This window comes from Paraglaciecola sp. L1A13, assembly GCF_009796745.1.
Taxonomy (GTDB): domain Bacteria; phylum Pseudomonadota; class Gammaproteobacteria; order Enterobacterales; family Alteromonadaceae; genus Paraglaciecola.
Genome location: NZ_CP047024.1, coordinates 3,249,477 through 3,265,030 on the forward strand (window position 1 = coordinate 3,249,477; position 15,554 = coordinate 3,265,030).

General features: G+C 44.4%; 11 protein-coding genes and 1 pseudogene. 10 read left to right on the forward strand and 2 right to left on the reverse strand.

Annotated features, from left to right (window positions below; translation table 11 throughout):
- The first annotated feature begins 1 nt into the window (after nucleotide 1).
- The 10 genes and pseudogenes from trpCF to GQR89_RS13625 all read left to right on the forward strand — a co-directional run bounded on the left by trpCF (nucleotide 2) and on the right by GQR89_RS13625 (nucleotide 10,834).
- The gene (gene trpCF, locus GQR89_RS13580; RefSeq protein WP_158770539.1) at nucleotides 2–1,396 is read left to right on the forward strand and encodes a bifunctional indole-3-glycerol-phosphate synthase TrpC/phosphoribosylanthranilate isomerase TrpF; all 1,395 of its coding nucleotides are present in this window, start codon (nucleotides 2–4) and stop codon (nucleotides 1,394–1,396) included.
- Between the two features lie 54 nt (nucleotides 1,397–1,450).
- Nucleotides 1,451–2,639 (forward strand): annotated as a pseudogene (trpB, locus tag GQR89_RS13585) (tryptophan synthase subunit beta).
- Entirely contained in the window at nucleotides 2,632–3,450 is an 819-nt protein-coding gene (gene trpA / locus GQR89_RS13590) for a tryptophan synthase subunit alpha (protein ID WP_158770540.1), read from the forward strand. Before trpB ends, trpA begins: the two are co-directional and overlap by 8 nt.
- 11 nt (nucleotides 3,451–3,461) lie before the next feature.
- A complete protein-coding gene (locus tag GQR89_RS13595) occupies nucleotides 3,462–3,761 on the forward strand; it encodes a YciI family protein (RefSeq protein WP_158770541.1) in 300 nt (99 codons plus the stop codon).
- 135 nt (nucleotides 3,762–3,896) lie between these two features.
- Nucleotides 3,897–4,310, forward strand: coding sequence for an alternative ribosome rescue aminoacyl-tRNA hydrolase ArfB (gene arfB, locus GQR89_RS13600; protein WP_158770542.1), 414 nt, complete (start codon nucleotides 3,897–3,899; stop codon nucleotides 4,308–4,310).
- A gap of 171 nt (nucleotides 4,311–4,481) precedes the next feature.
- Nucleotides 4,482–5,453 (forward strand): choice-of-anchor A family protein, encoded by a 972-nt coding sequence (locus GQR89_RS13605; RefSeq protein ID WP_158770543.1) that lies wholly within the window; start codon nucleotides 4,482–4,484, stop codon nucleotides 5,451–5,453.
- Nucleotides 5,454–5,619: 166 nt separating this feature from the next.
- Nucleotides 5,620–8,394 carry an XrtA/PEP-CTERM system TPR-repeat protein PrsT gene (gene prsT / locus GQR89_RS13610; RefSeq protein ID WP_158770544.1) on the forward strand — a complete coding sequence of 925 codons (2,775 nt, stop codon included), beginning with the start codon at nucleotides 5,620–5,622 and terminating at the stop codon, nucleotides 8,392–8,394.
- 146 nt (nucleotides 8,395–8,540) lie between these two features.
- On the forward strand, nucleotides 8,541–8,816 hold the full coding sequence (locus GQR89_RS13615; protein ID WP_158770545.1) for a PepSY domain-containing protein: 276 nt from the start codon (nucleotides 8,541–8,543) through the stop codon (nucleotides 8,814–8,816).
- Nucleotides 8,816–9,496, forward strand: coding sequence for a response regulator transcription factor (locus tag GQR89_RS13620; RefSeq protein WP_158770546.1), 681 nt, complete (start codon nucleotides 8,816–8,818; stop codon nucleotides 9,494–9,496). Before GQR89_RS13615 ends, GQR89_RS13620 begins: the two co-directional genes overlap by 1 nt.
- Nucleotides 9,497–9,499: 3 nt before the next feature.
- On the forward strand, nucleotides 9,500–10,834 hold the full coding sequence (locus GQR89_RS13625; protein WP_158770547.1) for an ATP-binding protein: 1,335 nt from the start codon (nucleotides 9,500–9,502) through the stop codon (nucleotides 10,832–10,834).
- 25 nt (nucleotides 10,835–10,859) lie between these two features.
- On the opposite strand, the gene GQR89_RS13630 is transcribed toward GQR89_RS13625, so the two are convergent.
- Both GQR89_RS13630 and cphA read right to left on the reverse strand, forming a co-directional pair.
- Nucleotides 10,860–12,548, reverse strand: coding sequence for a Mur ligase family protein (locus GQR89_RS13630; protein WP_158772270.1), 1,689 nt, complete (start codon nucleotides 12,546–12,548; stop codon nucleotides 10,860–10,862).
- 21 nt (nucleotides 12,549–12,569) lie between these two features.
- On the reverse strand, nucleotides 12,570–15,386 hold the full coding sequence (gene cphA / locus GQR89_RS13635; protein ID WP_158770548.1) for a cyanophycin synthetase: 2,817 nt from the start codon (nucleotides 15,384–15,386) through the stop codon (nucleotides 12,570–12,572).
- Between the last annotated feature and the right edge of the window lie 168 nt (nucleotides 15,387–15,554).

Genomic DNA, 15,554 nt, shown 5'->3' on the forward strand with positions numbered 1-15,554 from the left:
AATGGCAAATGTATTAGAGAAAATCGTAGCAGATAAACGTCAAGAAATTGCTCAACGCAAAATTGACTTGCCACTTGCACAATTTATTGGTGGTTTGACACTGTCAACTCGCAGCTTTTACGATGCCCTGAGCCAACCAAACGCTGGTTATATTTTAGAATGTAAGAAAGCATCGCCCTCTAAAGGCTTAATCCGACAAGATTTTAATTTGGACGAAATCATAGCGGCGTATTTACCTTACGCAGCGTGTATTTCTGTTTTGACCGACGAAAAGTATTTTCAGGGTAAATTTGAATATCTTGAATACGTTCGTCAACGCGTCACCCAGCCAGTAATTAACAAGGACTTTTTTATAGAGCCCTATCAGGTCTATTTGGCCCGTTATCACAAGGCTGACGCAATATTGTTGATGTTATCTGTGTTGTCAGACGAGGAATATAGCGAATTGGCCAGTATAGCGAAAACGTTAAGTCTTGATGTGCTCACCGAAGTCAGCAATGAAGAGGAAGCACATCGCGCTGTGGCCCTAAAAGCGAATATTATTGGTATAAATAACCGTAACTTACGTGATTTAAGTACCGATTTGGCGACGACTGAAAAACTGGTACCTATCATCAATAAAGCGCAACATAAGCATGTGATTATATCTGAGTCCGGTATTTATACTCATCAGGATGTAAGACGCTTATCACCCATAGTTGATGGCTTCTTAGTGGGCAGTGCGCTGATGTCGCAAGACAATGTAGCCCAAGCAGTTAAAAGCTTAGTGTACGGGGTTATCAAGGTTTGCGGTATCACTCGAGCCCAAGACGCTGCCAAAATAGCCTCCAGTGGCGCTAGTTATGCAGGGTTAATATTCGCTGAAAAATCAAAACGATGTCTTACATTACAGCAGGCTAAACAGATTGTTGAAGAAGTGCCTTTTTATTATGTGGGTGTATTTGTTGATGCATCCATTTCATTAGTCGTTGAGTATGCTAATGCGCTGAACTTAGTTGCGGTACAACTTCATGGAAACGAATCACCACGCTATATCAGCGAATTGCGGGCGCAGCTCGCTGATAAATGCCAGATTTGGTTAGCTAAAGGCATTACTAATACCCTGCCCCAGCTCGACGAAATAGACGTTGACCGATTCGTGCTTGACTGCAAAGTTGGTGAGCAAAGTGGCGGTACCGGGCAAGCATTTGATTGGCAGTTGTTCGCGCAAACGTCTTTAAGCGCACAACTTCGCAGCAAAATTATTTTAGCTGGCGGGATCAACCCAGACAACGTGCAACAAGCTGCAAGTCTGGGCCTAGGTGGCATTGATTTGAATTCAGGTGTTGAAGACGCCCCAGGCATAAAATCTGAGAAAAAGCTGCAGCTCGCATTTGAAAAGTTACGCGCTTACTAACGATTAAGCTAATCAGACAGACCAAATTTTAACGTGTTAAAGACGAGAAATATTATGAATCATTTAGAAAGTAAATTCGGACAGTTTGGCGGTATGTATGTGCCTGAACTGCTGATACCCGCACTGGACCAATTAGAGCAAGCATTTATCGATGCCCAGAACGATCCCGAGTTTCAGAAAGAATTCATGGAATTATTGACTGATTACGCTGGTCGTCCAACAGCCATGACACTTACCCGTAACTTGGTGTCTAACCCAACCGTTAAGCTTTACTTAAAGCGTGAAGATTTGCTGCACGGTGGTGCGCATAAAACCAATCAGGTATTGGGCCAAGCATTATTAACCAAGCGCATGGGCAAGACCGAAGTGATAGCCGAAACTGGCGCGGGGGCAACACGGTGTTGCCACTGCATTAGCCTGTGCACTGCTCGGTCTAAAAGCACGGATCTATATGGGCGCAAAGGACATTGAACGGCAAGCACCTAATGTATTCAGAATGCGCTTAATGGGCGCTGAAGTAATACCTGTCAATTCAGGTTCTGGCACCCTAAAAGATGCCGTGAACGAAGCTATGCGAGATTGGTCAGCAACTTATGACAAGGCCCACTATTTGTTAGGTACCGCCGCGGGACCACATCCTTTCCCTACCATAGTGCGTGAATTTCATCGCATGATTGGCGAAGAAACCCGCGCTCAAATCATGGCTAAAGAAGGTCGTTTGCCGGATGCAGTAGTGGCATGTGTCGGTGGTGGCTCAAATGCGATAGGTATGTTCGCTGACTTTATCGATGAGCCAAGCGTAAAACTAATCGGTGTTGAGCCTGCAGGTAAAGGCTTACATACGGCTGAGCACGGTGCCGCCATTAGTAAAGGCACCAAAGGTATTTTACACGGTGCTTATAGTTACATTATGCAAGACGAAGACGGGCAAATTGAAGAATCATATTCAGTTTCAGCGGGTCTTGATTACCCAGCTGTAGGTCCTCAACATGCGCATTTACACGATATTGGCCGAGCGACTTATGCTGCAGTAAGCGACGATGAAGCACTTTATGCGTTTCAGTTACTGTCACGTAAAGAAGGCATTATTCCTGCGCTTGAGTCATCTCACGCACTCGCTCATGCCTTAAATATGGCAGACGAAGCCGAAGACGGCACAATCATAGTAGTGAATTTATCGGGTCGTGGCGACAAAGACCTAGCCCACGTACACAGCATTCTGGGAGACCAAATCAATGAGTAATAAAAACGATCGTTACGGTGATATGTTCACCCGTTTAACAGCAAAAAATGAAGGCGCTTTCGTACCATTCGTTATGCTCGGCGACCCTGACATCGCTACATCTTTAGAGATATTAAAAGCCTTGGCAGAAGGCGGCGCTGATGCCCTTGAATTAGGTATTCCTTTTTCTGACCCAATCGCTGATGGCCCAACGATTCAACAAGCCAGCATACGCGCGCTTAGCCATCATATACATCCAAGTGATTGTTTAAATGTTATCCAACAATTCCGTGAAATATATCCTGATATGCCTATTGGCTTATTGTTATACAGCAACTTAGTGATTAAGCCTGGTTTGGAAAAATTCTATAACGACGCGGCTGACGCTGGTGTTGATTCTATTTTGATTGCTGATGTACCACTGCGTGAAGCCGATCGATTTATTGAGATAGCAACTCAAACCGGGATCAAACAAATCCTTATTGCACCGCCTAATGCTAGTGATGAGACATTAGCTGAAATAGGTCAGAAATCAAAAGGTTATACCTATCTGCTCGGTCGTGCTGGTGTAACTGGCGCCGAAACAGCGGCGACTATTCCAGCTCACGAATTAATCGCTAAGTTAACCCAATATAAGGTTGCTCCACCACTGCTAGGCTTTGGTATATCTAAACCCGAACAGGTTAAAGAGGCGATTTCAGCTGGAGCTGCAGGTGCAATTTCGGGCTCGGCGACGGTCAATATCATCGAGACTAATTTGTCACAACCGGAAGTCATGCTAAGCAAACTTCGCGAATTCGTCAGCGCTATGAAACAAGCGACTAAAAAATAAGGAACAAAATTATGTGGTATGTAGTGTATTCACAAGATGTCGAAAACAGCTTACCTTTGCGGAAAAAAACACGCAGTGCTCACTTAGCGCGTTTACAACAGCTTAGTGACGAAGGGCGTCTGTTAGTTGCCGGCCCCTGCCCCGCGATCGATAGTACCGACCCTGGTGAAGCGGGCTTTACAGGCTCAGTGGTGATCGCCGATTTCACAAGCTTAGAAGAAGCACAAGCTTGGGCTGCGGCCGATCCCTATATGGATGCAGGCGTATACGAACAAGTAACCGTTAAACCTTATCTTAAGGTACTGCCGTAATTATCAGGCCAAACACGTACGACTGTCATTCAGCATTAGCGCGAGATAAACCAGCTGTTTGTCTCGCGCTTAATTGTCCATAGTGTAGTAAATACGGCGGACAATGCATGAAAAAATTCGCAAAAGGACAACAAGATGATTTTTATTAAAAGCTATATTTCGCTTCAAGATCATGAGGTTGAACTGACTGCTATTCGCGCACAGGGCGCCGGCGGACAAAACGTTAATAAGGTGTCCAGTGCTATCCATTTACGTTTTGATATTAAAGCCTCATCACTGCCAGAGTTCTACAAAGAGCAACTATTAAAAAGTAACGATAATCGCATCACGCAAGATGGTGTATTGGTTCTTAAAGCGCAAGCTCATCGTACCCAAGAAATGAATCGCCAAGATGCTTTAGAACGTTTGGCTGCAATCGTGTGTGAAGCTGCTGTCGTACAAAAACCCCGTAAAGCGACAAAACCCACAAAAGGTTCTCAACTTCGAAGAATCGATAGCAAGAAAAAATCTGGTCAAAGAAAGCAACTTAGGAAGAAAGTCGAATACTAACCCCGCCCGACTGTATGCTAATATCAACACATCAAGTACAGCAACTGTCAAAAAAATTTACAACTTACAATTCAATTATTATAAAATATAAATTTCACCATATTTTACAATGACTTAAATTTGGGTTCGAAAATTGCTTAGCCGACACGACATAATCAAAGGGCGATGTATATGAAGTACCCTATTTTAAAAATTGCAGCGTTAATTTTCGCTGGAACATGCGCAATGAGCACTCACGCCTCATCAGGTTCTATCGGTACCTATAATCTTATTTTATTAGAAGATTATAACTTCCAGGGTGGAGACGTAGAAGGCAAAGCCTTAATCGGCGGTAATTTAAATGGTTCAGGTCAAGCAGTAGAATTCGGTAGTCGACTCCCCGATACAGATTCTGCCATTGATGCAGTGACAATTGTGGGTGACATCAAAGCGAATCACGTTACGATTCAAAATGGTAACAACCTTGTTTATGGCAGCAATTCAAGTAACGCCAACGTTAACCTCAATGGTAGCGGCGGGTCTGCAACGCAAGCCCCTCAAGCAGTTCTTGATGCAGAGATCGACGCGGTATTCGCAGAGATTTATAACGAAAGCCTTTACTATAATAGTTTGTCCGCTACAGGGGTTTTTTCAGGCCCAGGCAATCAGGCCGAATTGCTTTACACGGGGACACAAAGCGTCGCTGTGTTCAACGTTAATGCGTCGGATATATTCGCCCAGAATAACTCATTGAGTTTACAGCAAGCTTCAGCATCAACAGTTGTAATTAATGTGGCTGGTATTGATATTACGGCAGGTGGCGGGGTTAATCTTAACAATGGTTTCAGTCAACAAACGGCGACCAATATTGTTTGGAACTTCTTTGAAGCTACCGATATTGATTTTAATAATCTGGCGATGAAAGGCTCAGTGCTTGCACCCTATGCAAACACAACGGGAGGAGCATCGTTTGACGGTGCATTTGCTGCGGTCTCTTATACCGGAGCCCGTGAATTCCATAACTTTTTATTCGATTATGAGACCCCTGCGCCAAAGCCCCCCACTGTTCTAGTCAGTGCGCCGACTTCTGCGGCTTTGTTCGGACTGGCTTTCGGTTTGCTAATATTGACTCGTCGTAAGAAATATCAAACTAAGCAGGCGTGATATTGTCAGTTTAGCCAAATTACAAGCATGGTAACTTGATATTATTATAAATAAGGCGGCTCTGGCCGTCTTTTTTGTTTATTTAGATCCTCTTTTAGGTGTCAACAATATGATGTTTAAGGTTAGCTCTTTTTTTTCTAAATTCATTAGGGTTGGCACCTTGTGTATGTCATTGCTGCTTCTTATATTGTCAACCAGCACGCCAGCTTTGGCACAAACCGTTGATTATGAAAAAGCGCTAAGAGCCTATAACGACGAACGTTTCGACGAAGCTTATATCTATTTAAAAACCAGTCTACATGGCGCGCCTGATTATTTGCCCGCGCACATTCTGATGGGTAAGGTATTGTTTATCCGAGAGCAATATGCTGAAGCAGAGCAAGAGTTTTCCAAAGCCTATTTTGATGGTGCTGATGCAAATGAATACCTCGACTATTGGGGCTACAGTCTTATTTCATTGCAGCGATTTGAAGATATTATCGCTTTTACAATACCCCACTCTTTATCTCAAAAGCAGCGAGTCAACTGGCTGGGCATTGCAGCTAATGCCTGTAGTTTATTGGAACAAATGGAGTGTGCCGAAAAAAAATATCAACAACTCCTCGATATATCACCTTCAAACTCAATTGGCGTCAATGGGTTGGCCAGCATTGCTTTGACCAGTAAGAAATATGAAATAGCCGAGCACTACATCAATCTTGCCTTAAAACATGACAACAACAATGCCAACAGCTGGCAGCTCAAAGGACAATTAGCAAAAGCACAAGGCAACCTAGCGCATGCTAAAACAGATTTGATACACGCTTTTGAATTGGATCCACATAATCCATTTATATCGCGTAATTTAGCTGATATTTATCTTGCGATGGGAGACAACCTTGCCGCCAGTAATATTGTAAAAAATATATTGAGCGCCAGTCCCCATGATCCCTTTGCGCTATTGATCAATAGTTGGTTGTTACAGCAAGGCCAAGCCGAGACCGTCGTAGATGAAGAGCTCGCTACACTAGCAGGGAAAATCAATAGTCTGCCCAGTGAGATTGTTAATGAGCGCAAACCTTTGTTATACCTGCGCGCGCTGGTGTCATATTTACAGGGAAATTTAGAACAAGCAGCACGTGATTTTACTCGACTACAAGCCATCAGTGAACCTGATGTACAAATTAGTACCTTACTCGCTAAGACACTATTAGCGCTGGGCAAAGACAAAGCCGCACTTGACGCATTAGCAATACACGAGCCTGAATTACTCGGCAATATTGATGGTGCTTTGTTGCTTGGCGAGTTGTACTTAAGTCGCGGGAAAATCTTTAAAGGTGTTGAGTTGCTCACCCAATTGCAACAGCTATACCCTAACAACGTTGATGTTCAGCTCTATGCTGTAAAGTTGTTTTTAGCTCGGCAAAAAACCGCTCAAGGTTTACAGATCCTTGAAACACTTTTGGTGAAAGAACCGAATAATGAGCGAATTCTTATTACTCACAGCGTGATGAATATATTAGCAAATAACATAGAAGTAGCGGCTAAAAGTAGCGAAAAGCTACTTAATATGCAGCCAAAAAATGTGAGCTATTTAAACCTTAATGCATCGGTACTGACCCTACAAAACCAACTAAATAACGCTTTACTTACCATTGAACACGCATTGCGATTACAACCCAATATGGTCGCTGCACAATACAATCTCGCTAACATTTGGTACTTAAAAGGTAATAATGGGGAAGCACTACGTACCCTTAGACTTATACTGCAAGATCACCGGTTACATTTACCTTCTTTGTTATTGTTTGCGAAAATTAACACTAAGAACAACGAGTTTGAACTTGCGAAAGAGCGTTACAATACAGTGCTTAATCTAAGTGCTAAGAATATTGAAGCTAGGGAGGGCTTGATGTATATAGCCCTAATTCAGAACGATAGTAAAGATGCACTCTATCAGGTTAACAAGTTACTAACCCTGCGCCCGGATGCAATAAAATATATCGTTCAAAAAGTCCAATTACATCAAATGCGTAAAGAGACAGATGACGCTAACCAGATGCTTCATAAACTGAGTTATTTAGGACAAGACAATCCCCAAGCGTTATTTGCACTCGCTAAACTGTATATCAAGCAGGGCGATAACCGCCACGCTATGGACGCCCTATCTCAAGCCCAAGCGCTTCGTCCAGACAACGCAGCTCTGGCTTTGCAGGTAATTGAATTTATGTTGAATAATCGACTGACTGAACAAGTCGCTGGGCGCATTGACGAATTAGCTAAAAAATACCCTATGCTAGCTAATGTGTCATTTATGCAAGGGCGTTTAGCGGAGCAACGACAAGATCTCGCTATGGCGCAATCCATGTATGAAAAAGCCTTAACGCAGGATCCACAGTTCGATTTAGCCCTCAGTAAACTGTTTAGCTTTGCTAGCAACGGTATTGGTGCATCGTCATTTGTAGCAATAGCCAATCAATTAGTGGTTGATCAGCCATCCCGCTACTTTCCGCGTAGTTTGCTAGCGCAATATTATTACTACAACCATCAGCCTGTCCAAGCGTTGCGCCATTATGAAGCACTACTAACGTTATCAGAAGTACCTGACAAAGCGGCCTTACTCAACCGTCTAGCCTGGCTTTATTTGCCAAACGACATACTCAAAAGTGCTGATTTTGCTGCACAAGCTTACGAGCTAGATCGCGATAACCCTAACGTGCTCGATACTTACGGTTGGACCCTTGCTCAACAAGGCCGATACACTGAAGCGTTAACGGTGCTGCGTGAAGCGACTCTTCGTGAAGCCACCTCACCTTTGATTCAATATCATCTGGGCTACACACTTCACGGATTAAATCGTTATAGGGAAAGTAAGAGCTCGTTGCAAAGTGCGCTGGATTCCGCGAGTGATTTTTATGGTCGAGAAGATGCCCAAACATTACGTAACGAAATGCAGGAGTAATTCAGGCCAAATTCAGTTTAGCTCAAGTATGCTAGTTATCGTCGCAAACATCTTCTCTGGCATGCATTTACCTGCTTGGAATTGTTTCCACCGGAGGATCGATTGCGCTAAACTAGTACGTAACCGTTTGTGAATGGGGTCAATCGTTGAAACATATCGCCAAAAATACATTATTTCTGCTACTTATTAGCTTGTCTACGGGCTTGTTTGGGTATGCTTATGCCCAAGACGATAACGCCAAAATAGATAAAAGCCAAGCTGCCCAAAAAGCGCAGCAGCAAGTACAAGGCCGTGTATTGAAAGTTGACCAAAGTAAAAATAAATATCGCGTGAAGGTACTGCAAAAGTCAGGGCGCGTCGTCAATGTTGACGTAGACAAACGCTCTGGCAGAGTATTGAAAACCGGTAAAAAGGACGACTAATGCGTATTTTAATTGTCGAGGACGACAGCCGTTTATTAACCCAGTTAGACGCACTTTTACGTACCAATGGTTACAGCGTAGATTTAGCCGATGACGGTGCCAAAGCGCTTTTCTTGTTAAGTGAACACCCGTACGATTTAGCCATTATCGATATCGGCTTGCCGGTAATGGATGGTTTCGAGGTCATCCAAAAAGCGCGCAAAAGTAATGTAGCCTGCCCTATTTTGATTTTAACGGCTCGTGATCGCTGGCAAGAAAAAGTTGAAGGTCTCGATGCAGGTGCCGACGATTATTTAACCAAACCTTTTCAAAACGAAGAATTATTAGCTCGGGTAAAAGCGCTTATTCGTCGTTCGGCCGGTCAAGCTAGTCCTACTATCGAACTCGGTCCTGTCAGCCTTAATACCTTAAGTGAGCAAGTCAGCGTGAATGGCGCGGACATCGAGTTAACAGCTTACGAATATAAAGTATTGGAATATTTACTGCTTAATCCTAAAAAAGTAGTATCAAAAACGGAGTTAACCGAACACATATACGATCAAGATTTTGATTTAGACAGTAACGTAATTGAAGTATTCGTTGGACGTTTACGTAAAAAGCTTGACCCTGAAGGCCTCATCAATCCGATAGAAACCATGCGTGGACGCGGCTATCGTATCAGCCGAGAATTCCAAGTCTAACTGGTGCATAGTTTATCTCTACGCTTGCGCAGCTTTGCAGCTGCGTTGCTCGTTTTAGTAGTGTTTATTCCATTGACGGCGCTTACCCTTGAGGGCGCATTTACCAACAGTTTAAGTCAATCAATGTTGCAACAACTGCGGGTGCAAAGCTTAACGCTTATCTCAGAATTTGAAATGTCTGACGACCAGCCATTAATGCCTGAACAATTATTTAATGACCAACTGAACATTCCTGGCTCAGGTTTATATGCGTTTATTAAAATCGATGGTCGCCTAGTATGGCGTTCATTGTCATCGCTAAATTGGCAAGTTATGCCTGAGTTTATCGCGCCTGACATAGGCAACGAACGCTTCAACGAAGATTTTCAACTGCTCACGCCTTACTTCTTATTTGCCTATACCGCTGAATTTGACGCAGGGGGACATTTTGTACCGGTCAGCTTTTATATTCTGCAAGACAAAAGTGCTTATAACACCGAAGAACAAAACTTTATTGGTACGCTCTGGCGCTGGTTAAGCTTGATTGCATTGATATTACTTGCCTTGCTTATCCTCAGCTTAAACGCCGCGTTATGGCCGATTAACCGTTTGATTAAGCAAATAAAACAAGCAGAGTCTGGACATATTCAGCACATTAGCCAAACCTATCCTCCTGAGCTTGAAAAGCTCAAGCGCAGCATCAATAATTTATTGGCCACTGAACAGCAACAACGCAGCCGCTATAAAAATAGCTTGAGTGACCTCGCCCATAGCTTAAAAACCCCTTTAGCTGTGCTGTCAGGTAACACAGCCTTGCCAGAAGATGCTAAAGAGCCCATTAATCAAATTGATGTGCAAATACAACGACAGCTTAAGCGCGCAGTTGCTGGTAGTGCAGCCGCATGGGAACAAGCGGTTGATATTGCCCCAGTTTTAACAAAGCTGATTAATGCCATGAATAAAGTTCACGCGCAAAAGAATCTTAATATCACGCAAAAAATAAGTGAGCCCAAGGGGTATTTTTATGGTGATAGCACAGACCTGATGGAGTTACTCGGCAACCTCTTAGACAACGCCTGCAAGGCCGCCGACCTCTCTGTGTGGGCAAGCGTGCAGACCAACCCTAACTTTGTCCAAATTGACGTGGAAGATGACGGCCCAGGTATTCCTAAAGAGAAACGTCAGTTATTGCTCACCAGAGGTACTCGCTTAGACAGTTACAAAGAAGGCCAAGGCATAGGTATGGCCGTGGTAGCAGATTTAGTAGACGCTTACCAAGGCACCTTGATTATCGAAGATAGTGAATTAGGGGGGGCTAAAATTAGCTTAAGATTTACCACCCCGCATTCACTTAAGTGACGCTGAATCTAAAAGTATGCACCGCTTAGTCTGTAATATTACTAAGCCATTTATGCACTTGCTCGCGTTCATCGAGCACAAATAGCAAAATAACATCCCCGGGGGATGCATGTGCCAACGCTAATTTGGTGCCCTCTAACGCACTCCCAGCAAGTTGAATATGTTTTTCTGGGATATTTTTGTGCAACATATATTGCTTCACTAATGTAGAGATTTCATTAAATTCTCGACCGCGTAAATACTTTTCAACCTCAACAGGAATATACAACTCAGCATTAAGCTCAAGAACAGCGTCAGTAAGGGCGTACAACTCCTGGTCACTGCGGTCTCCCGCGTGGCCAAACATGGCGATATACTTCTTCGCAGGCATCTGGCGGGCCATATTGACCACCGCTTTCATACCGTGCTCATTATGGGCAAAATCCACGATGACTTGGCAGCCTTTAAGCTGATAAATATTACCTCGCCCTGGATTATCCTGGGCATTGCTACCAAAGCTCATCAACCCAGAAACGATAGCGTTATTCGATAACCCCAATGCTTTACTTAATCCCACAACGCCAAGTGCATTTTGTATATTGTGCTCAGCAGCGCCCTGTAAAGTCATAGGAATATCACTTACCTTACAGATGGCCTCAAACACACCAGTGTGATGATAAAACAACTCGTTCGAGCGCACAAAAACGGCACGGCCGCCTTCGGCGATTTGCTGTTGAACAAGTGGATTGAACTCATCAAGACTGAACCAGCACAGCGTTTTGTCGAGTTTCTTTGACTGCTCAATAACTAATGCATTATCTGCATTAAGTACCAATACTCCATTTTCGTCCAGCGCCTTGGCCACCACGAACTTAGCCTCTGCTAACTCTTCTACAGTATTGATGCCATATTGGCCAAGGTGATCACTGGCTACATTGGTGATAAGCGCCGCGTCCACTCTGGTTACCGGCAAACCACGACGCAGGATCCCGCCACGAGCGACTTCAAGAAAAGCGAGCTCGGTGCGTTTATCGCGCAATAACATGCGTGCTCCGCCCGGTCCCGAATAATCCCCATGATCGATGATTTCGTCCCCCACTCGAATAAAGTCGGTGGAGGTAACCCCTGCACAAATCCCTTGTGCTTTAGCTATCTGTGAGGCTAATCGTACGCAGGTAGATTTTCCGTTGGTACCGGTAATCAGTGCACAGGGAATATCCTTATACTTGCTCCAATCTATCTGATGTAACTCAGGTAACGCTCGCACCGGCCAACTATCTAGGTTGCCCCCCATGCCTAAACTCAATTCATCATCGTCAAATAGACAGCTCACCCGATGATGCTCAGCCGCATTTAGAATACTCAGCAGCTGCGGATTTATCTCTTCAGCAAGTTCAACTTCGAGTTCTTTTAGCCGCTCCCGCCATGCCGGTAGGGCAATATTTTGTAGTTCACTAGCGCAGCAATGCCACGCTAGTTCAGCTAACTCGCAAGCGGTGTAAAGCGCATCAACAGGAGCGCTAATGGCAAAATTAAAACCGTATTCATGTTCTCGATAAATATGCGTCTCGTTTTGCCAGCCAAAATCAACTAACAGCCGCTCAATCCACGTTTGCCAATGCTTCAGCACCGTAGGTTTATCAACACCTGACAATAAAACATCCACGATGGCACCAGGCCTATCCCATAAAAGGTTGGGCCCAGTCAGGCGCCTGACTTCATCAAGCTCTATCATGCTACTCGCACTTGCGCTCAATTAATCTGACTCCTCATCGTGTTCGACGATTAAACGTACACCACGTTCATCGTGCGCCAGACGCTGTCCTTCAGCCAATTCGAACTTATGCTCAATGGACTCAAATAATTTCTCTGGATAAGCATGAGAAGGCTCTTCCTGACTTGGTTTCACGCTTTCGCCGCCATTGAAGTGAACAATTTGCTTCCAGCAACGCGTGATGTCGTCGCCTAATATGATCAACAAATCTCCCTGTTCGCATTGGTTTAAGGCAGCTTCAATTGCTTCTTGTTCACTGGGGATAACCTGAATATCAGATTCATTTACACCCGCTTCGAGTAGGGTTTTCTTCAATAATTGCGGTACTTCATCATGACCACGACGACGTCTGTCATCGTCCGCTTTACAGATAAAGGTATTGAAACCTTTGGCTGTAATATTAGCGGCTTCGATAATATCTTCGTCACGCCTATCACCGGGCATAGCTATCACTAAACGTCGCTTACCCGTTACATCCAGTCGCCCAGCCAAATCAGTAATAGTCTGAATAGCAGCAGGGTTGTGAGCGTAATCGAGTATGACTTTAAACGGATGCTCGTCATAAATATTCAATCTGCCAGGCGCTTGATAGAAAGACGTGTTGAAAATTCTTAAGCCCTGTCGAATATCTTCAAGAGAAATCTTAAAGCTATAAGCCATCGCAGCAGCAAACATGGCATTTTGCACATTGTGCATTGCCTTGCCTTCTATCGTAGCGGGGATAAGGTGCGTCCATAACAACGGAATATGTGCGCCTTTGTCATAAATAGTTATCATGTCACCATTAATGCCCTTTTCCAGCACAGCAGCCAAACCACCTCGGCGAATGTGCTCCCTGACTAAGCCGTGTCCTGGATCCATGGTCACATAAAAAATATGTTCAGCTTCGCAATAGTCAGCCATTTGCAGACATAAAATATCGTCCGCGTTAAGCACGACGCAGTCCTTGGCTACTTCAACCACAACACGTTTTATCTGCGCTAATTGTTCGACAGTGTTGATACCTCGCTGACCCAAATGGTCAGCTGTAACATTGAGACATGCACTCACATTCGCTTCTGTATAACCCAAGCCACGCTTTAGGATCCCGCCTCGAGCGGTTTCCAGAATGGCAAAGTCGACACTGGGATCCCGTAGCACTATTTGCGCCGAAGTTGGCCCAGTCATATCTCCTTTCACGGTTAAATGACCATCTATATAAACCCCGTCAGTAGAAGTCATGCCTGTGGTGTAACCTGCGGCTTTAACGATACTGGCGAGCATTCTACTAGTGGTGGTTTTACCATTAGTCCCGGTAATAGCTGCTACAGGTATGCGTGCTTCGCTTCCCAGTGGGAATAGCATGTCCATCACTTTACCTGAGACATCTCGCGGTTTGCCTTCGCTGGGTGCGACGTGCATTCTGAAACCAGGCGCAGCGTTACACTCACAGATCCCGCCACCAATTTCTTTGTAAGATTTGCTGATGTCTTCAGTTAAAAAGTCGACCCCACCAATATCCAATCCAATTGCCTTAATGGCTCGCACCGCCATATCGCGGTTGTCGGGATGCACGATATCAGTTACATCAATAGACGTACCGCCGGTGGAGAGGTTTGCGGTAGAGCGCAAATAAAATAGCTGTCCCTCTTCAAGCACAGTATTTTCGTCATAACCTGCGTCTTCAAGCAGACGCATAGCCTGATTATCTAGTTCCAATCGGGTCAATACTTTTTCGTGACCGATACCACGGCGCGGATCTGAGTTGACGATATCCAGCAACTGGGAAATCGTCGCCTTACCATCGCCCACAACATTGCCAGGCACACGTTTGGCTACAGCCACCAACTCATCGTTGACCACTAGCATTCTGTGATCAAATCCGCTTAGGTAACTCTCCACCAACACCGCTTTACCGGTTCCATATTGCTGCGCTTCTTCAAATGCAATGCCTACTTGCTCATCACTGAGCAGATTAATCGTTACGCCACGGCCATGATTCGCGTTAAGCGGTTTCACAACGACAGGGTACCCAATTTTGCGTGCAGCGCGAATAGCTTGAGGAATACCATAGACCATGGTTTGCTGGGGTACGGGCAGCCCTAAATCATTCAACAGATTGTGGGTGTCTTCCTTATCGCAAGATATTTCAACGGCAATATGTTTCGTTTCACTGGTAATAGTGGCTTGAATACGTTTTTGAAACTTGCCATGACCAAACTGTACCAAAGAGTAATTATTGAGCCGTAACCACGGAATATCACGCGCTTCAGCGGCGCTGACCAATGAACCGGTACTGGGGCCAAACTCTTTTCGTTGAGCCATGCGAATAAAGTCGTGTAGCTCATCTGAAAAATCAAAATCGTCGCTGACTTTTGTCACAAGTGTTTCTTGCACTTCCCGTGGCATTAAATGTGTTAGTAAGCGCAAGCCCAATTGACCTGCTTCAAGCCCCACATCACGTTGCTTGTATTGATAAACCACGTCGTAACAGCCGTGTTTTCCTGCGCTACGGGTTTTACCGTATGTAACGTCTGAACCAGCTAGGTGTTGTAATTCTAATGCAACGTGCTCCCAGATATGACCAATCCAAGTGCCTTCGTCTTCTTTGAGTCGACGTAAAAACCCCCCTTCTTCGCGATAGGAACATCCGTGACTTTGCAAAGTAGGCAGAGCAGAAACTAAACCATTTATGAAATTATCCCCCAGCTTTACTGAAGGCCAGTTTTCTAATTCACCAATATCGATCTGATGTCGGATAACAGGAAAATTTGCGTACACATTGGGGCCAACATACACATTTGTGCTAATTATCTTCATAGCGTTCTTCCCTTTAGTTTAATTTGTTGTAGGACATCGAGCAGACAATTTAGCGTGAAGATGTTTACTGATTTTCTCACCGAGTTGTATGTACCTAAGGTATAAAAAAACAGTAGCCTAAGCTACTGTTTTCTATAAGGGCACAGCATAAATAAATCTAGTGCAGAT